This window comes from Psychrobacter sp. H7-1, from assembly GCF_904846585.1.
Taxonomy (GTDB): Bacteria; Pseudomonadota; Gammaproteobacteria; order Pseudomonadales; family Moraxellaceae; genus Psychrobacter; species Psychrobacter raelei.
The window spans coordinates 1-18160 of the sequence record NZ_CAJHBH010000028.1; the positions used below are offsets into that span (position 1 = coordinate 1).

The 18160-nt window shown below is 43.9% G+C and carries 14 protein-coding genes and 1 pseudogene; 11 read left to right on the plus strand and 4 right to left on the minus strand.

What is annotated here, in order from left to right:
* Positions 1-198 precede the first annotated feature (198 nt).
* Entirely contained in the window at positions 199-1185 is a 987-nt protein-coding gene (locus JMX92_RS09025; RefSeq protein ID WP_201545284.1) for a glutathione S-transferase family protein, read from the minus strand.
* 414 nt (positions 1186-1599) lie between these two features.
* On the opposite strand from JMX92_RS09025, the gene potA reads away from it, so the two are divergent.
* From potA to JMX92_RS09050, 5 genes are read left to right on the plus strand one after another with little or no spacing between them, the layout of a single operon-like run.
* A complete protein-coding gene (gene potA, locus JMX92_RS09030) occupies positions 1600-2748 on the plus strand; it encodes a spermidine/putrescine ABC transporter ATP-binding protein PotA (protein ID WP_201545287.1) in 1149 nt (382 codons plus the stop codon).
* Entirely contained in the window at positions 2741-3643 is a 903-nt protein-coding gene (potB, locus tag JMX92_RS09035; protein ID WP_190272738.1) for a spermidine/putrescine ABC transporter permease PotB, read from the plus strand. Before potA ends, potB begins: the two co-directional genes overlap by 8 nt.
* A gap of 9 nt (positions 3644-3652) precedes the next feature.
* Complete coding sequence (gene potC / locus JMX92_RS09040) at positions 3653-4429, plus strand: spermidine/putrescine ABC transporter permease PotC (protein ID WP_011960327.1); 777 nt, start codon at positions 3653-3655, stop codon at positions 4427-4429.
* A gap of 9 nt (positions 4430-4438) precedes the next feature.
* On the plus strand, positions 4439-5563 hold the full coding sequence (locus JMX92_RS09045; protein ID WP_201545288.1) for an extracellular solute-binding protein: 1125 nt from the start codon (positions 4439-4441) through the stop codon (positions 5561-5563).
* Between the two features lie 9 nt (positions 5564-5572).
* Complete coding sequence (locus tag JMX92_RS09050; RefSeq protein ID WP_201545289.1) at positions 5573-6259, plus strand: DUF1345 domain-containing protein; 687 nt, start codon at positions 5573-5575, stop codon at positions 6257-6259.
* A gap of 102 nt (positions 6260-6361) precedes the next feature.
* Here the strand turns inward: JMX92_RS09050 and JMX92_RS09055 are convergent, their stop codons facing one another.
* Entirely contained in the window at positions 6362-7075 is a 714-nt protein-coding gene (locus JMX92_RS09055; protein ID WP_201545290.1) for a 3'-5' exonuclease, read from the minus strand.
* A 161-nt stretch (positions 7076-7236) separates the two neighbouring features.
* Complete coding sequence (locus JMX92_RS09060; RefSeq protein ID WP_201545291.1) at positions 7237-8316, minus strand: multidrug resistance efflux transporter family protein; 1080 nt, start codon at positions 8314-8316, stop codon at positions 7237-7239.
* A 229-nt stretch (positions 8317-8545) separates the two neighbouring features.
* Between JMX92_RS09060 and JMX92_RS09065 the strand changes: the two genes are divergently transcribed.
* From JMX92_RS09065 to JMX92_RS09075, 3 genes and pseudogenes are all read left to right on the plus strand, one after another.
* Positions 8546-8911: a nuclear transport factor 2 family protein gene (locus tag JMX92_RS09065; protein ID WP_201545293.1), complete on the plus strand. Its 366-nt coding sequence runs from the start codon at positions 8546-8548 to the stop codon at positions 8909-8911.
* Between the two features lie 159 nt (positions 8912-9070).
* Positions 9071-9997 (plus strand): bestrophin family protein, encoded by a 927-nt coding sequence (locus tag JMX92_RS09070; protein ID WP_011960333.1) that lies wholly within the window; start codon positions 9071-9073, stop codon positions 9995-9997.
* A 612-nt stretch (positions 9998-10609) separates the two neighbouring features.
* Positions 10610-11737, plus strand: a pseudogene (locus tag JMX92_RS09075) (iron-containing alcohol dehydrogenase); the annotation flags it as partial.
* Between the two features lie 163 nt (positions 11738-11900).
* On the opposite strand, the gene JMX92_RS09080 reads toward JMX92_RS09075, so the two are convergent.
* Positions 11901-12647, minus strand: a complete 747-nt coding sequence (locus JMX92_RS09080) for a hypothetical protein (protein ID WP_201545295.1) — start codon at positions 12645-12647, stop codon at positions 11901-11903.
* A gap of 533 nt (positions 12648-13180) precedes the next feature.
* On the opposite strand from JMX92_RS09080, the gene JMX92_RS09085 reads away from it, so the two are divergent.
* The 3 genes from JMX92_RS09085 to JMX92_RS09095 all read left to right on the plus strand — a co-directional run bounded on the left by JMX92_RS09085 (position 13181) and on the right by JMX92_RS09095 (position 18114).
* Positions 13181-15079 carry a hypothetical protein gene (locus JMX92_RS09085; RefSeq protein ID WP_201545296.1) on the plus strand — a complete coding sequence of 633 codons (1899 nt, stop codon included), beginning with the start codon at positions 13181-13183 and terminating at the stop codon, positions 15077-15079.
* A 98-nt stretch (positions 15080-15177) separates the two neighbouring features.
* Entirely contained in the window at positions 15178-16953 is a 1776-nt protein-coding gene (locus JMX92_RS09090; protein WP_201545297.1) for a hypothetical protein, read from the plus strand.
* A 165-nt stretch (positions 16954-17118) separates the two neighbouring features.
* Positions 17119-18114, plus strand: a complete 996-nt coding sequence (locus JMX92_RS09095) for a phosphatase PAP2 family protein (RefSeq protein ID WP_201545298.1) — start codon at positions 17119-17121, stop codon at positions 18112-18114.
* Positions 18115-18160: the final 46 nt, after the last annotated feature.

Here is an 18160-nt window from a genome sequence, read left to right on the forward strand (position 1 = left end):
CAGGCGTAGTCGGGCTCTGGGATTGCGCTCAGTCTTTGAGTGTTTGCCAAAGTCATGGTCTTCTAGGTTATGTATTGGTATGGTCATCAGTAGACTATACTATATATTTTGGGTTTGGTATTATTTTGTATTGTAATAAGTAGCAATCAGCGGTTTTTTTAAGTGGATTAAGCCAATTGCTTGAATCTGTCCTTAGTCTTATTTAGATAAACTTTCACGGCCATGCGGTGTCATAAAGTCAATCTCTGGGCCAACCGGTACGATTAAGGTTGGGTTGATGGTGTCATGGCTACCATAATAGTGGGTCTTGATATGGTCCATGTTTACAGTCTCAGCAACACCGGGCACTTGATACAGGTCACGTAAGTAGTCCCATAGGTTTGGATAGTCTACGATACGCTTGATGTTGCATTTAAAGTGACCAACATACACAGGGTCAAAACGTACCAAAGTAGTAAATAGGCGCCAATCTGCTTCCGTGATGGTGTCACCAGTCAGATAACGATTTTTTTCAAGTCGAGCCTCAATGGTATCTAAGGCCTTAAATAAATCAACAACCGCTTCTTCATAGGCCTCTTGAGTGGTAGCAAAGCCTGATTTATAAACACCATTATTGATGTTTGGATAGATGTAGTCGTTTAGCTCATCAATCTCGCTACGCAGCTCTTCTGGTAAGAAGTTCACGTCTTTGTTTGCACCCACTTCGTCAAATGCTGAGTTAAACATGCGAATGATTTCAGAGGATTCATTGCTCACAATGGTGTTGTTCTTTTTATCCCAAAGCACAGGTACAGTCACACGGCCTGTATAATCTGATTTGGCTTTGGTATAGATTTGATGCATGTAATCTGCATTAAAGATTGGGTCTGGGATAACGCCTTCACCCTCATTGAATGTCCAGCCATGCTCGTGCATTAAAGGATGCACCGCAGAGACTGAAATCATGTCCTCTAAGCCTTTAAGCTTACGATAAATCAGAGTACGATGCGCCCAAGGGCAAGCCAGTGAGACATATAGATGATAGCGATTAGGTTCAGCTTTAAAGCCTTCAATACCACTAGGGCCTGCGCTACCATCGACCGTCACCCAGCTTCTAAAACGAGAAATATCACGTTGAAAGCGGCCGCCTGTTGCTTCGGTGTCATACCATTGATTTTGCCATTTACCTTCTACTAATAATCCCATATCTTTATGCCTATCAAATGTTATTAAAATTAATTTCTTCTCTTGAAGTGCTAACTTTTATAGTAGATGATTTTTTATAAGCAATAAACAGGCGTTATGGCAATATATTGTTCTTATTTATAGAACAGTTGTGAGTGACATGTCTTTTTTGTTAGTTTTTTAGATACTTTCTCTGTACTCATCGACGAATCATTCTTTAAAATCAGCTGCGTACAAAGTTTGTAGATGAAGACATCAAACATAGGCGCTCATAATTAGGTATAGTAAGCGTATGTGAAAGGCATCAAGATTTTGTCGAGTCAACACGTGTGCTGTTTTGATATTGCAATTAATCTTCGCTATATGTTGGATTTTTAGTGTCGCTCATGTACGATAAAGCCTTACGAACCTATACCCTGATATGAGATCGCTCCTATGTCGCTTAATGAAACTTCGGCACTGGCTTCAGCCAACGCCACCGAAAAAAAGTCGCTGCTACAGATTCGTGGGCTAAACAAAGCCTATGATGATACTCAGATTCTAAAAAGTATCGACTTAGATATTTATGATGGCGAGTTTTTAACTTTGCTGGGGCCTTCAGGCTGTGGTAAGACCACGCTACTGCGCCTCATAGGCGGCTTTGAAATGCCGGATACGGGCTCTATGCAGTTAGATGGGGTCGATATCACCCATCTACCCGCTGAAAAACGCCCAATTAATACAGTGTTTCAGCAGTATGCACTATTTCCGCATATGAATGTGTATGACAATATCGCGTATGGTTTGAAGCTTAAAAAAGTGCCCAAAGCTGAGATTGATACTCGGGTAAAAGAGGCGCTAAAAATGGTACAGCTTGAGCATACCATAAATCGTCGCCCACAAGACTTATCAGGGGGGCAGCAGCAGCGTATTGCAATTGCGCGTGCGGTGGTTAACCGTCCTAAAATGCTACTGCTTGATGAGCCTTTGTCTGCGCTTGATGCTAAGATGCGGGTGCAGATGCAATCTGAGCTTAAGCGCTTGCAGCGTGAGCTTGGTATTACCTTCGTATTCGTAACTCACGACCAAGAAGAAGCCTTATCGATGTCTGATCGTATTGCGATAATGAAAGCTGGCGAGTTTCAACAGATTGATTCACCCATTCGTATTTATGAAACCCCAGCTAACTTATTTACTGCCAACTTTATCGGTGAGACCAACTTATTTAAAGCCCGTGTGCTAGAGGTGGCTGATAAACACATAAAAGTAGAGGTCACTGAGCAAAAAGAGGGCTTTCATCCGATACGTGAGCTGCCGCGTCCAAAATTTGCGGTGCAAGTGGGACAAAGCATTAACCTATTGCTACGCCCAGAGGATATTCGCGTTTATTACCTCAATGAAGGTCATGAAGGTTTGGTCGGGCACGTGATCGATAGTGCTTATAAAGGCAGTACCTTAGACTCTGTGATTCGTCTGCAAAATGGCAATGTGGTTAAGGCTTCTGAGTATTTCAACGAAGATGATCCCAACTTTAACTATAAATTGGGCCAAGAGGTGCGTGTAGACTGGGTTGATGGCTGGGAGTGGATTTTACCTGATGAATAAATCAACATTATCTAATGCCATTAGTCACAGCAAAAATAATGGCCGCCTATTTCAGCGGGTCACCTTATTTGTAATTTGGGCCTGGCTGATTATTTTTGCATTATTGCCCAATATATTGGTGGTACTAGCAAGCTTTTTAACCCGCGATGAAGATAAGTTCTTGGCAATGCCATTAACGGTTGAGAACTACTTACGCTTCATCGACCCATTGTACGTCAAAGTTTTTTTGCATTCGTTAAGTATGGCGGCCATTACCACCTTGATTTGTCTGCTGTTAGGCTATCCTTTTGCGTGGCTGATTAGCCGAGTATCAAAAAAATGGCAGTCGTTTTTAATGCTATTGTTAATTATTCCATTTTGGACCAACTCACTGGTGCGCTTGTATGCTGTAAAGCTGATTTTGGCGGCCAACGGGCTGTTAAGCTCAGCACTGATTGGAGCTGGGCTGATTAACGAGCCACTACAGATTTTATATACCCAAAAGGCGGTCATCGGTGGACTGGTGTATCTGTTATTTCCATTTATGGTATTGCCGCTGTATGCAGTATTTACCGATTTGCGAGACGACATTGTATTGGCTTCAAAGGACTTGGGCGCCAATAAGTTTCAAACCTTTTGGCACGTTATATTGCCATTGACCACGCCCGGTATTATCTCAGGGGTGCTGCTGGTATTACTGCCGGCGATGGGGATGTTCTATGTGGCTGATATCTTAGGCGGTTCACGTAACTTATTGGTGGGTAATATTATTAAGTCGCAGTTTTTGGATGCACGCGACTGGCCGTTTGGCGCTGCAGCGAGTGTGCTGTTGACCTTAACGATGGCAATATTGATTGCCGCTTATTACGCCAGCAGCAAACGCATTGGCAAAACTGACCATAATGAAGTGGCATAGGGGAGTTGTATGAGTAGTTCAATGAAGTGGCTGTCTCGCCTCTATTTAACCCTAATGTATTTGATTATGTTTGCGCCAATTATGGTCATGGTGGTGTTCTCATTTAACGCCTCCAAGATTGGTTATCACTGGGGCGGCTTTAGTTTACATTGGTATCATGAGTTGTTTAGCAATGAGGCTATGATTCAAGCGGCCATTAATTCAGTGTTGTTGGCAGTGGTTGCGGCGACGGTTACCACAGTGATTGGCGGGCTTACCGCATTGTCTTTTCAGCGTTATGACTTTAAGGGTAAAAGCGTACTGCAAAGCTTATTGTTTGTGCTGATGATGTCGCCTGAGATTGTGCTGGCCATCTCGCTATTGGCACTGTTTTTAATCATAGGTATTGAGCTGGGCTTTATAACTTTGTTATTAGCGCACATTACCTTTTGTCTGCCTTTTGTGGTGATTACCGTATCAGCCCGATTATCGAGTATGGACAATAGTGTATTGGAAGCCGCCCGTGACTTGGGCGCCAGTGAATTTACCATGATTCGTACGGTACTGTTGCCCATTATCCTGCCTGCGGTATTGGCCGGCTGGGTATTGGCCTTTACTTTATCGCTGGATGATGTGGTGGTGTCTACCTTCAATACCGGTGCCAACTTTGAGATTTTACCGCTACAAATTTATTCTATGGTGCGGGTCGGGGTGAAGCCTGAGGTCAATGCGGTGGGTACCTTATTATTGGCCATTTCACTGGTGGGCTTGGTCATCTCTCAATTACTACTTCTTAAAAAACGTTAAGGATTTATGATGGCTAATAACAACATATTCTCACGCCGACGTTTTTTGGGAATGACAGGTGCAGGTTTGGTTGGCTTATCGGGACTGGGTCTAGCCGGCTGTCAGCGCTCTAATACCGACAGTGATACCGCCGATTTGGCCAATACCGCGCGTGGTAACGTGGTGAAGGTCTATAACTGGACCGAGTACATTTCAGACAGTGTGCTAAAAGGCTTTACCCAAGAGACGGGCATCGAGGTCATTTATAGTACCTTTGACTCCAATGAGGCCATGTATGCTAAGCTAAAATTGATGAATGGCAGCGGCGATTATGATGTGATATTTCCAGGCACAGACTTTGTCGATAAGATGCGCAAAGAGAGTATGCTTGAGGTCATAGATCATAATAAGCTCAGTAATTTTGGTAATTTAAGTCCTACCTTCTTAGATGCCTCGTTTGACCCACAAAACAAGTTTAGTGTGCCTTATCTGTGGGGCTCATCTGGGATTGCAGTCAATAAATCCCGTATTGATATTAACAGTATCACCTCTTGGAATGACTTATGGCGTCCTGAATTTGAGGGCCGGGTGATGCTAATGAATGATTTGCGTGATGTGTTTACCATGGGGCTATTAACCTTAGGTTATCCCGCCACCACTCATGACCCTAAGCACATTGAAGCGGCATACCAAAAGCTGTCAAAGCTTATGCCCAACGTGCGCACCTTTAACTCAGATGCACCGCGTATGCCGTTTATGGAAGGGGAGACGTATCTGGGGCTTGCCTGGAATGGTGAGGTGATTATGGCGCAAGATCAGGGCATGCCTGAGCTTGATTTTGTGTATCCCAAAGAAGGGGTGATTATGTGGATGGATAACATGTCCATTCCCAAAAATGCCAAAAACCGCGAAAATGCCTACGCCTTTATCGACTATCTACTGCGCCCAGACAATGCCGCCATTATTAGTGAAGAGATCGGTTATGGCTCACCTAATGAAAGCGCCAAGAAGCTGATGCCTGCAGATATTGCCAATAACCAAATCATCTATCCTCCCGATGACTTACTTGGTCACGCTTTGTTCCGAGAAGATGTTGGCGATACCACTATGGCCTTGTATCAAAAATATTGGGACCGACTCAAGGTCGATATGTAGGCCGGCATAATGAGCGCTTTATCCCATCTGCTTAATCACCATTGGCGCTTATTAGTCAGCTTACTAATAGGTGCCCTGATGGGTGGCGTGGTCCACCTAACATGGAACGTCTCATTGAGTGCGGCACTGATTATCGGTTGGGATATCACCGTGCTATCATTTATTGCCAGCATTATTGTGATGATGAGACATGATACCCTGCATAAGCATTTAAGCAGTACTCGGCAAAGCACCTTTTTTGTTTTATCTTTAATCACAGTCTCAAGCTTCATCTGTGTCTATGCCATCGCTCGGCAAACTCAGTTGGCTGAGACTTATAAAGATATTACATTAGTACTGAGCCTGATTTTGACCATAGCCACTATTTTTATTGCCTGGTTGATGATTCAAGTGGTATTTGCGCTGCAGTATGCTTATTTGTATTTTTCTGAACAACAAAAAGGCCAACGCTTGCCGCTGGCCTTTCCTGAAATGAGCTTGGATATAGATAAAAGTACACCCGGTACCAGCGAGCCACCTAAATATGTCGATTTTTTTTACTGTGCTGTGGCAATAGGCACCTCTGGGCAAACGGCAGATGTTACGTTTACTTCCCCTAAAGGCCGCAAATTGGCCATATTACACTCAATTATTGCCTTTGCTTTTAACCTTAGCATCATTGCGTTACTGATTAATATCATTGCCGCCTATTTATAAGGCCGATGGGATAAGATCGATGGGTGATATGGCCGGTGCTGTTATTCATCTAGCTGATATTATTGTGTTTAGTTTATCGACGCCAAAAGCGCCGATAGTGGCTTAAGAGTTGAGTGCCTGCTGGCAAGCCTCAGCCAAATAAGGGTCTATGCTGTCTTGACCCATAAGCCATTTTAGATAACCTGCGCCATCAGAGCTTGCGGCTAACTCAGTAATGGCTTGGCCTTTATATTTACCAAAGCTTAAGTGAGTAGGGATGCGCGCCATTTCGCTAAATTGATACAAGCTTTCAACATCTGTAATGTTATGACCTTGGCTATTGGCAAGCTCAATTAAGCTGCCAAGTACTAGCTGGGTAAAATAGATGTCATAAATAGCAGCGTGCGCGTGCTTGGCCTGCTCGCGTGCCACTTGACGGTGAAAGTGATACAGCAGTGATACCAGTTTATGACTCTCAAGAGTCGGCAGTAGATAGCTTGACATCGCCTTGGTACAAATGAGCTTGGGCGTGTGGGTGACGCCGGCATTTTTTAGTACCGCCATATCATAGTCTATGTTATGGCCGACTAGGTATTCGACGCTGTTTGGCAAACGAAACTCTGTGTGTGGCGGTTCATGAGCCACATCCTCATCACAAATGTGTGAGGTCGCCATAGAGCCTAAGCTTATCGGCTTTAGTGGATTGAAGCGCTTGGATCGGGGGGCTTGGATAACCTCGATTTTTGCATTATTAATGGTAATAATGCTATAGGCCGCTTCCGTCATATGTGGATCTACCAGCCCTGTGGTTTCGGTGTCTAAAATATAAGTGGTCATAATAAATAGGCCTAAGTTTGATTTACTACATTATAATGACAAATCAAGCTAAGGTGATGACATCTTTATCAATTTGTTGCCACGAGCAGTGCTCTCAAAGACAAGATCAACGGTTACTCTAACCGCTGGTTTATACAATTACTAAAATAGCCTTGCCTAGATCAGTTGTTTTTGGCAAATAACACCAGGCCTAAGATAATGATTGCCACGCCCACTAAGCCAAGCGCAGAAGGTAGAGCATTGTTTAATAAAAACATACCGCCAATTAACGCAAAGATAACCTCGCTGGCTTGAGTGGCATCCACGCCGGCCACTTCACTGGATGTTTTGGCCTCTTCACGGGCATACAAAAATAGTCCTGTGGCTACCACACCTGCCAATAATGCCACCAAAAAAGTATTAAAAACCTGAGAAGCGGCAGGTAAAGGGGGCTGTATGATCACTGCCAGAATCAACCAAAAGGGTAGGCTACCCAGCGTCATTAGCCATATTTTATTAAATGAGCTTTGCAGCAGTAAGGTATCAAATGAGGGGATTTTAGCAGTAAGATAACGAGTGACCCGGCTATCCGTAACAGGGTGCGTATTCGCATTATTATGAGTATCAGTACCAGTACCAGTATCTACTAATAGCTCCTCTGCTGCCATATCTGCATAAAAAGCAGAGGACAGCTTAGCATTGGAGGAAGCTTGCCATACCAGCTGATTACCAAGCGGGTAGCTAAATGCGGCGATGAGTGCTGGCAGGGCACCATACACTAAGATGTCAAATAAGGGTGCTTGGTTTTGAGTATCGGCATTTAGGCCTTCGCTTAAATTAACTAGCACCACCCCTAAAAAGATTAAAAAAGCGTACACAAATATCTTTTTCTCAAAGCGCTGACCAAATGCCATTAAGATAAATAAACTGCTCACCACAGTAAACATAAAGGTGGCTGCGACCACCCAACCACTGACGTGATCAGCGGCATAACAGATGCCGGCATAAAATATACCAAAGCCAATACCACCTGTGATGCACCAAAACATAGGGTTTCTCAGAAATAGCTCAGTCAGCTGTTTGAGGCGTCCCATGCCGTGCTGAGCGATAATAATGGCCGAGACCAGCAGCAGCATAAACACATAGCGTAAACTGGCAGACCAAAACCAATGTCCACCAACACTACTCATCAGCTCATTGATGACAAAGGTTGAGCTAAAAAAAGCCCCTGCTAAAAGCCCCAATAATATCAGTTTTACCACTATAGCCCATCCTGGTTGTTTATGTCGTTTATGACAGTTTATCTGACTTTTGGCCAACTGCAATAGTTGGCTTAAATCAAATAAAAAATAAGCAGGCCAAACTAAAATATTACCAATATAAAATCTGCAACAGTGCGTAATGGGAAATTTTTTATAATAAAATAAGCTTAAAATTCGCCACATTGAAAGCTAAATTGACGTTAAAGAAAATTAGGTTAAAGAGGAAGTTATGGAACAACAAATTAGCGAGCTTGAACAACAGCGTTTTAACTATTTACTAAATAAACAGTATGATGAGTTTGCTGCACTGTGTGATGCCGATTTACGCTATGTGCACAGCAGTGGTGCGATGGATGACTTGTCTTCGTATTTACAAAAACTTAAGTCTGGGTTCTATGAGTATCAACAGCTTGACTATGACATCAATCAGGTCATCGATATGCAGGGTTATGTTATGGTTACCGGTGATTTTTATGCACAGGTCTTAGTTGATGGCCAGCCTATCTCTTTGAAAAACCGCGCCCTCTGTATTTGGAAAAAGCGGGGTGATGAGTTTAAGTTTTTTATGTATCAGGGTACACCTTTTACTAAGTGATTGAACTGTGAGCTTCGGCTCATAGGTTGGTCTTTAAATATATGGGATATTATCTCATCTTTTAAATGACAAAAATTTTAATGCTAAAATAGACATCTAAAAAATTATCTGTAAGCTAAGCGCCGCGTCCATTTATCCTAGCGCAACAGGAACGTTATTATGCTCGTTTTGCAAAAACCCAATGCATTTAAGATACTGTTTACGCTACGTGGTTCCATTATTCCTCATATTTATCCTCAAGTACTGTTTATCATTTTAATCAGTACCATAATCTCCGCAGTTCAACACTGGATTCCAAGCTCGTTTTCTTCTTATAGTGCCGCGCCTTTTACCCTTATGGGGATAGCTTTGTCCTTGTTTTTGGGATTTCGCAACAATGCCAGTTATCAGCGTTGGTGGGAGGCTCGAACCTTGTGGGGCCAGCTGGTATATGAGTCGCGCAGCTTTACCCGTCAAGTGATGTCTTTTATCGATGACACACAACCAGGCGCTCAACAGGCGCAGCATACGATGGTGAATCTGACCATAGCTTTCACACATGCGCTGCGTCATAGGCTGCGTAAGAGCTCACCTTGGGCGGATGTTGAGAGGTTTGTGGCACCTGAGTATCACGCTGGTATGCGTGAAGCTGGCAATTTACCTGAGTATTTATTGAGATTACTGGGCCAACAGCTGGGCGCTTGCCGGCGAGACAACCTCACCTCAGATCTTATGATCCAAAACATGGATGATAGACTGACCTCATTAACTGTGGTGCTATCAGCCTGTGAGCGTATTGATAAGACGCCGCTGCCACTTGCCTATACGTTACTGGTGCATCGAACCACGTATCTGTACTGCTTCATGTTGCCTTTCGGGCTGGCCACCTCGCTAGGCTGGGTGACGCCCTTTGTCTGTGGTGTGATTGCCTATACCTTTTTTGGTTTAGATGCGCTCAATGAAGAAATAACAGACCCCTTTGGCGAAGCGGCCAATCAACTGCCCTTAACCACTTTATCACGCACCATTGAGCGAAATTTGCTTGAAGCACTGGGCGAGGATAATCTTCCCCCTGAACTGCTGCCTGAGAATGGTTACCTGCCTTAATCATTAAGCAGTTAACATAATCAAGCAACCCGCTTAATAGCAACTGCTCTGATTCTAATGATAAAAATGTGGGTATAAGTAATTTTAAAAATATATTTTAAATTATAAGCCATAACCCCTTCCAAATCTCAGTGTACATCTGTTATATTATCCAGCGCAGCTTCAGTATGAGGTATGCGTATAGATGCCTGTACTCTGTATTGAGTGTTACTAAAAACAAAAAAAACAAAAAACAAACTAATAGGGAAGTTATCATGGCTTTATCACAATTTTTTATCTAACGTTGCCGTAAAGCCACCCACTTCAGGGGGTGGATATAAGGCGACATAACCGCTATAATAAATCATCTATTAAATCAAACCATCTACAAAAAAACAGCTAGGACAAGTATAAATTGCGAGTACGCAGTGTCTTAACTGGTAGGTGGTTTTTCAAACACACTCTCAAACTGGCTCGTGTCAACAGACAATCTTAACAGTAGGGTCAGCTTGAAATAAGAATCTTAGACGTAAGGTGTGACTTGCAAGGCGGTAGCCAACTCTAAGATTTGCGGTGGGGCTTCACCGTCTTGCAGAAGGAATCCCCTCACTTTAGGGAGGGGAGGAAGTCAAGCCTTCTAATAACTTAATTGGGGAAGGTGCATTAGAAAAAGGTCTTGAGCAGTTGGCAAGATTTAATTGCAAAAAAGTATTTGTTGTAACCGATAAGATTCTGGAAGAAATTGGGGTTGTAAAGCAGATTACGGGGCCGCTAGAATCAAAGGGCATCGAGATTAAGCTGTTCACCGAGGTTCAGCCTAACCCCACTGTGGCAAACGTCGAAGCAGGTCTGACTGAGCTAAAAACATTCGAGGCAGACTTAATGATTTCACTTGGTGGCGGATCAGTGCATGACTGCGCTAAAGCGATAGCTGTCGTGGCTACCAATGGCGGCAAGATTCAAGACTATGAAGGATTAGATAAGTCTAGTAAGCCCACACTGCCTTTGGTGGCCATCAACACCACCGCAGGTACCGCCTCTGAGATGACTCGATTCTGTATCATCACCGATGAGTCAACCCACATTAAGATGGCCATTGTTGACAGCAATTTAACGCCCATGCTGTCTATTAACGACTCAGGCATTATGTCTAACATGCCAGCAGGATTGACTGCAGCAACCGGTATGGATGCGTTAACTCACGCTGTTGAGGCCTATGTATCTACCGCGGCCAGTCCCATTACGGATGCTTGCGCTCTAAAGGCCATTGAGCTAATCGCTTAGGCATTACCTACGGCAGTAGTTGAGCCTAAAAACATGCAGGCTCGTGAAGACATGGCCTACGCTCAGTTCTTAGCAGGGATGGCATTTAACAACGCCTCTTTGGGCTACGTGCACGCTATGGCGCACCAGTTAGGTGGTATGTATGACTTACCGCATGGGGTGTGTAATGCACTGCTATTGCCACATGTGGAAGCTTTTAACCAATCAGCGGCCAAAGACAGGCTAGATGTGATTGGTAAAGTATTGGGTGATAATAACGCCAATCTTGCTGGTCTAGATACCATTGATGCGATTAAAAAACTGGCAGATATTGTTAATATTCCTAAGTCTTTAAAAGAGCTTGGCGTAAAACGTGAAGATTTCGATGAGCTGGCCACTAATGCCTTAAAAGATGTGTGCGGCCTCACCAACCCGATTCAAGACACTCATGAACAAATCGTGGGTATCTTTGAAGATGCCTTTGAAGCGCGCTCATAGTCTACTTCAGCCCGCTCTTATCAACGTAGCAAATCAGTTATAGGGGGCATATAAAAAGGCAGATTAGACCTAATGGATTAAGTCTCTTCTGCCTTTTATCTTGCCTTTTTTGGGTCATTAAAGTTGAGCTGGCGATAATATGCTCAATTGCAGCACGCGGCTGCTAACTCTTATAGGTATCAGGCACCTCAAAGATAGCCGGTGGCAAAATCACCCTATCTAGTCCCCAACATTCAATGGCATTCATATACTCTTCAGGCTCCATATGTGACAAAGAGCGTCTTCGGCTGGGATCATTAGGCGGCGGATTAATCTCAAAGCCTTGATAGCTCAAAGTGAGTATCTCAGATAAGCCCAGTACCAAGTGTGCCCCATTGAGCGCCACTATTACCACCTTATGCAAGTTGGCATTTTTAATCAGCTCTATAAAGCGATAAGATCTATTGAGGCTCTCATCCTCATTGTTGATCACGCTGGGCAGTGTGATAATCATCGGTAGAATACAAAAAAAGTCGTCACCCTCAGGATTATCCATATAACCTTTTAGGCTCAAGTACTGACGGGTATAGAGCACTATAGTGGACTCAAAATTGGCGCACGAGACATCATAGATATACATCAAAGCGATGTACCCTTGGCTTTGGGTGATGGTATATTCAAAAGTGGAGAAGTAGGGCGGCCAGTTGGTGGCCAAATTATTCAAAAACCGGTCCACCGCAGCAGGAATTTCGCCTGCATAAGAGTAGGGGTCGATAATATGGCGGCACAGATCCTTAATGTTGCTCAAGTTATGCTTATCAATTTGATGATAAGGTGACGCCAAAACCTCAAAGGGGAATTTAGGAAGGGTGTTATTGAAAAAATCTTCAATAACTAGTTTTTCGTCATATTCATAGTCATGTACTCTCATCGTCATCTCACTTATTAACTTTTAGATGGGTTAAAAACCAATTAACACCAGACCGCAAGGTAAGCGTAAATAGACGGGCAAAAATAGCAAAAATGTCATTTTTTGGCGTCAAACAAGGCCAGCCAAAGCGCTCCTAAAAGCAAGGAGGGGCTGTCTTAGTCAGTTAATTGGTTTATTAAATGAGATGGAGCAACAACTTAAAACGAAGTATTTATTAATGATAAAGCTAATGATAAAGCGTTTTTTAACTATAACGCGTTACATTACCGGCTAAACCTTAAAAAAGATAACCAGAGATAGTTAACAGCGGCTGATAGCAACATACACATATACGCTTGATCAGCGCTTTAATTTTAACAAAGATTATAAAATAAGCAATAAGCAGTCAGAGAGTTTTTGTTATTGTGGTTTTTGTACTTTGTAATCTTTTGTATTGAGTAAAATTAGCGTACTATCAAGGATATGAAAAGGGTGTCAGATAAATATTTACAAATTTTGGTGTTCAGTATTTTTTAAATAGGAAGTAGGAAGTTATGGCCCATCGCAAAGGACAGCCCTTACCTCAACGCTCTTTAAGAGCCGATATGAAAGCGGGTCTGTGCTATAGGTCGTCAAGCACACGGCATGCGACGCTTATTGGCGGCATTTGCTTATCACTTATGGGGTGCCAGTCTACAGCCGTTTTAAGCGCCTCGGCACCGGCGAACTTAATAGACTTCTCAGTCAGCGATCCGGCCCTTACTCAGGCTCAGAGCAAAGCCTTTCAACACACCCTACAGCGCAATCAAGCGGCATATCAACAGCTGTTTGATCAAAGCGCCTTTCCTGATAGCGACACTCAAGCCAAAAATAAGCTTATTAGCGCGTTGCGCCAACATCTGGCTACCGAGCATGTGGCTGTAGCAAAAGCCCGTTATCACCTCACCCCTTTTATTGCTGAGGGTAGTATTGATGCTGGTGCCGACAGTTTATTTAACACGGTATTAGACATTATTGACTATCAAAACAGTCACGCTGAAGATGAGGCTTATAGTGAGGAGGAGGTGACTGGTGATGACGTCTATTATGATGAGGAAACAAATGCTTATTATTATATAGATGACGCAGGCGAAGTGACTGTTATAGAAGAGGCAGCTGCGGCTGTTGCTGACAGTGATGAGGAGGGGTATGACAGCGATGCGGACGATGGGGCGGCAGATTATGCAGGCCATGAAGAAGGCAGTTTTTTAACCCGTAATAATCCAAAACGTATGTTGGCCACTTACGAAGAGATGCAGGCGGCTAAGCAAGATAATGCCAAATCAGAAGCAGGCATCGGGGGCATGGGGAGCTTAACGGCTTTGCTGAGCATGAGTAAAAAGACACCTGAGCAGGTCGCCGCTGCTAATGCCTATCAGTACCAATACCTTACTCTCAATAGTGTCAGCCAGTACAAGCCAGCAGAGCGCCGGTATAACAGCGTTTACAGCTATGACTATGCAGCGCCGACAGTAAGTGGCACCATACAATTGCCCTTTGCGATAGACTTTAATAACAGCCGTGTGTCTGTTGACCCCTCTGCCTTAATGCCTCTGATGGCACTGGTAGATCCTGAAAATACCCCTTTGCCTGATCAAATGATATCGAAGACAGTCGATTTGGGGTTGCCTGCCAGCATCACCTCACAGATTCCGCCTGCAATCATCTATGATGCCAGCATTGCCGCCATGCAAGACAGTATCGCAGAGCTTGACCCTGAGCTGTTTAGCTTAATCGACATCCAAAACGATGACTTTGCCAAGCAGATTGGGGCAGCCCAAGGTATTAAAGTGTATTTTGGCAGTAAGCAAAGTGGTGAGCTTATTGGCAAAATATTTAAACACATCAGTACGGCATTAGAGCGCTATGTGGATGCGCATCCTGAGGCCTACCCTGACAACCATGGCCTAAAAAATGCCATAAAAAAAGTACAGCTTTATAACAAAGGTTATCAAAGTGGGGATATCGGCTCCCTACTGCAACTGATTGAAGCGGTAGTGCCGATCTCTTTTAATCAGGTTAATTATTATTACCTAGATCAAACCGGTCACTTATTGGGTAAACAGCAGCGTATCAATCTGGGCAGTGACCTTATTGGGATGCAATCGGCAATGCTCAATCAGATACGCTACGACCACAATAGCTTTAGCCAGCATGCTTTAACCCCACTACTTGAGCAGTCCTTTGGTAGCAAGGCGCCGAAGTCTATCGATGGCAATGCTTGGTTACAACAGATCAAGCTAAGCAAACAAAAACAGAGCTTGGCGCAAGCAGCACGAGAAGAGTACCTTTATATCGATGCCACATGTGTCACCCAAGATGAGGGCGCTGATGATGACGACTATCATAAAGATGAGGCTCATAATGACTGCCGCAAGGATAGCTACGATGAGGACAGTTATGGGCCACAATAAGCCGTTTTGAGTAAAGGCCTTTAAAGCGCTTTATGCGAACCCTTTACAATCTACCTCAATTATCACCCTTATCAGAACTAGGCTATCAAGGACTTCTCATGACGTGCAATATTCATATAAATACAGCATCAAAGCCGGCAGCACAGCGATCAGAGCAAGCAAACGCCGCACTGGCTAGAAAGCTGCCACGACTCGAAAAACTGCCGCTATCACTGACCTTGCTGGCAGGCAGCCTGTTACTTGCCGGCTGTCAAACCACAGCGCTGCAATCACACAACGCCGCATCGCCTATCGAGGCAAAAGCAGCGCTTAAGCAGGCACTACACAAGCAGCGTACGAGCGCTTATAGCTATCATAGCCAGATTAAAATCAGTCCGGCCATGTCACCTGACACGGTTAACGCTGAGGACTTAGGCGTTACTGACTCTTTAGATACTTACTGCGAAGATACGCATGATCAGGCGTATATGGGCTTACTTGAGCAGGCAGATGGTGCGCAAAAACCTGTGCAATCAGCCCAGTTTGACGCCCAAAGACAAGCCATTAAACAGGCTTATATCGCTTGTAGCAAGGCTTATCAAGCGTGGCAATATAATCAGCCTGATGAGTATGACACTGAGAACCAAAGCGACTATGAACAAAGTGAGCAGACAGCTGATGAGCGTGTAGCGCTTGATGAGCACGCTATCAAACCGGTCTCTGAGTATTACCAAAACCTGTTTGATAATTATCAGCACAAGCCCACTAAGCTCGATGTCAAAAAAGCCAAACTGCTACAGGCTTATCTATTAAAGCCATCGTCTATCCATGCTCAAGGCAGCTATCAGCCCGCTGCTGGTAAGTTTACGATCCTAATGAGCGCTCAGTATTTTGCCCATAATAATAAAATCTCTATCAATCAGCCGATTTATGTAGATGCCAAGACCGGCAGTATTTATTTATGGGCCGATAATTTTGCGATGTTAACCTCAGAGTATCTAGATACTAAGCTTGGCACCACTTGGCACAATAAATGGCTAAAGCTAACTTTAAATGATGGTACGTTGCCTCAAGGTTTTACTCAGTCGCTAATCAAAGCGCACTTTCAAGCTTTAGACAGACTGTATGAATCTGCGCCGGTCAACGAGTTTGAACCAGTGGCACCCCGTCAGTTAAATAGACTCTCTGGAGCGTTAACTGAGCAGCAGCTTAGCCTTATGTTGGCCAGCCCACAGGTGATTCGCCGCACCCAAACAGTGCAAGATTATTATCAGTCTTATCATGACTATATCCGTACGTTGTATTCTATTCTTAGTGCCAAGTATCCGCAGCTTGTGGCCGAGACTGATGCTGTCAATGTTTCCAATACTACCAATACTGATAGCAAGGACAATAGCACTACTGAGTCGGTAAGGCTAAACGAGGCCACTGGCAATACATTTAGCAGTAAATCCTTGGTACAAAAAATGCTCACGTCCATGAGAACTATGATAGACACTGAGTCTGATCAGCTGATATATGGGGTGTATAGCGGTGAAGGTCAGCTGTCTGACGATCAAACGCTTAATCAAAGCGTAGAGCAGCTTTATGGCCTAGCTAATAACGGTCAAATACAGTGGCAGTATCTGCATAATATAACCAGCCAGCCAGACATTGATAGCCTGAGCGTCGATGTGTTTCAGCGTTATTTGCCACTTTCAAAGCCGCCACTGGACTTTGTTAACTTGCCGGCCAATATGCAAAAGCCTAATGCCAATAATAGCGTTGATCTAAGACAATATAGTGACGCGTTAATCGAGCGTTATCGCAGTGGTGAAGGGACTGTGATAGGTAGATTGTTATTAAGTCAAATTTTGCAACCAGACTTAGTTGGTCCGCCATTACAAAGCGAGTGATGGAGCAAGGCTAAGTCGTAACAGGTATCTATCTCGGCGTAAGTTTATCTAAGTATAAGTTTATCTAAGCATAAGTTTAACAGTGCCTAAATCTGGCATAAACTAGGGTGGCTAAAATATACATGGTAAACTCCCTAAAAGTACTCACAAAGGTCGCCATCATCTATGCTCAGTCTCATTCAAGACAATCAGCAGCTGTCCTTTTTAATTGGCTTGATTGTATTTGTCATGATATTTTTATGGACGCTGCAGCACTCAGTGATTGAGTATGGCAATAGAGTGCGGATACAGTTATTGGACTATGGCCGCGCTTTGGAAAGAAGATTTGGTATCAAGCAGCGCCTAGCTCAGCTAAAGATCAGTTATCCTAAGCTGTACCATTTTTTTTGGCAGAGACTACATATCGAGCATTTTTATGGCTTGCCTTTGACCGCATTGGTCTTGGTAATGGGCTATGTGTTATCACTATTTGTGGGTCTGGTCGAGGATGTGGTCACCTCAGAGTCTATCGTGGCGATGGATCATTTCGTCTCGCAGCAGATGAGCGTCATGAGTGATTCAGGGGTAATTGATTTTTTTATTCTAATCACCAGCTTGGCCTCCACGCCGATTACCGCCTTGGTCATGGTGCTGACCACGCTATTGTGCTGGTTAGTAGGGCAGCGCTATTTAATTATAGGGCTGCTTATTGCCACCTTGGGCAGCACTGGATTTACTTTTTTAAGCAAAATGCTGTTCCAGCGTGAGCGGCCAATAGATATTTTGCTCCATGAAGCAACCTATTCATTTCCCAGTGGCCATGCCACAATTTGTGTGGCGTTATATGGGTTTATTGCCTATTTGAGCATCCGTTTTAGCACAGATTTTATGAGACAAATACGCATTGGCGCCGTCACCATATTTTTATGTCTCTTAATTGGCCTAAGCCGAATTGTGTTAAACGAGCATTATTTAAGTGATGTGATGGGTGGCTATTTGGTAGGTACATTGTGGCTAACTGTCGCCATTAGCGTGATGGAATGGATAAGCGCAAAAAACAAAATCAACTGGGCGGTTGCTTGGTCGCAGCCGCAGCGTCATTTGCTATGGTTTGGCGCCGCCTGTGTACTCATTGGCGCAGTCATTTACGCCAATTTGTCTCAGTTTCCACTTTTGTATTGAGCCGCTTTGGTGATAAAACACAGCGGATATTGTCGTTAAAAAGATA

Coding starts and splice junctions, on each gene's coding strand:
- potC (WP_011960327.1), top strand. CDS start 3,653: ATGAGTAGTTCAATGAAGTGGCTGTCTCGCCTCTATTTAACCCTAATG.
- JMX92_RS09065 (WP_201545293.1), top strand. CDS start 8,546: ATGGAACAACAAATTAGCGAGCTTGAACAACAGCGTTTTAACTATTTA.
- JMX92_RS09045 (WP_201545288.1), top strand. CDS start 4,439: ATGGCTAATAACAACATATTCTCACGCCGACGTTTTTTGGGAATGACA.
- JMX92_RS09080 (WP_201545295.1), bottom strand. CDS start 12,647: ATGAGAGTACATGACTATGAATATGACGAAAAACTAGTTATTGAAGAT.
- JMX92_RS09095 (WP_201545298.1), top strand. CDS start 17,119: ATGCTCAGTCTCATTCAAGACAATCAGCAGCTGTCCTTTTTAATTGGC.
- JMX92_RS09070 (WP_011960333.1), top strand. CDS start 9,071: ATGCTCGTTTTGCAAAAACCCAATGCATTTAAGATACTGTTTACGCTA.
- JMX92_RS09055 (WP_201545290.1), bottom strand. CDS start 7,075: ATGACCACTTATATTTTAGACACCGAAACCACAGGGCTGGTAGATCCA.
- potB (WP_190272738.1), top strand. CDS start 2,741: ATGAATAAATCAACATTATCTAATGCCATTAGTCACAGCAAAAATAAT.
- JMX92_RS09085 (WP_201545296.1), top strand. CDS start 13,181: ATGGCCCATCGCAAAGGACAGCCCTTACCTCAACGCTCTTTAAGAGCC.
- potA (WP_201545287.1), top strand. CDS start 1,600: ATGTCGCTTAATGAAACTTCGGCACTGGCTTCAGCCAACGCCACCGAA.
- JMX92_RS09090 (WP_201545297.1), top strand. CDS start 15,178: ATGACGTGCAATATTCATATAAATACAGCATCAAAGCCGGCAGCACAG.
- JMX92_RS09025 (WP_201545284.1), bottom strand. CDS start 1,185: ATGGGATTATTAGTAGAAGGTAAATGGCAAAATCAATGGTATGACACC.
- JMX92_RS09050 (WP_201545289.1), top strand. CDS start 5,573: ATGAGCGCTTTATCCCATCTGCTTAATCACCATTGGCGCTTATTAGTC.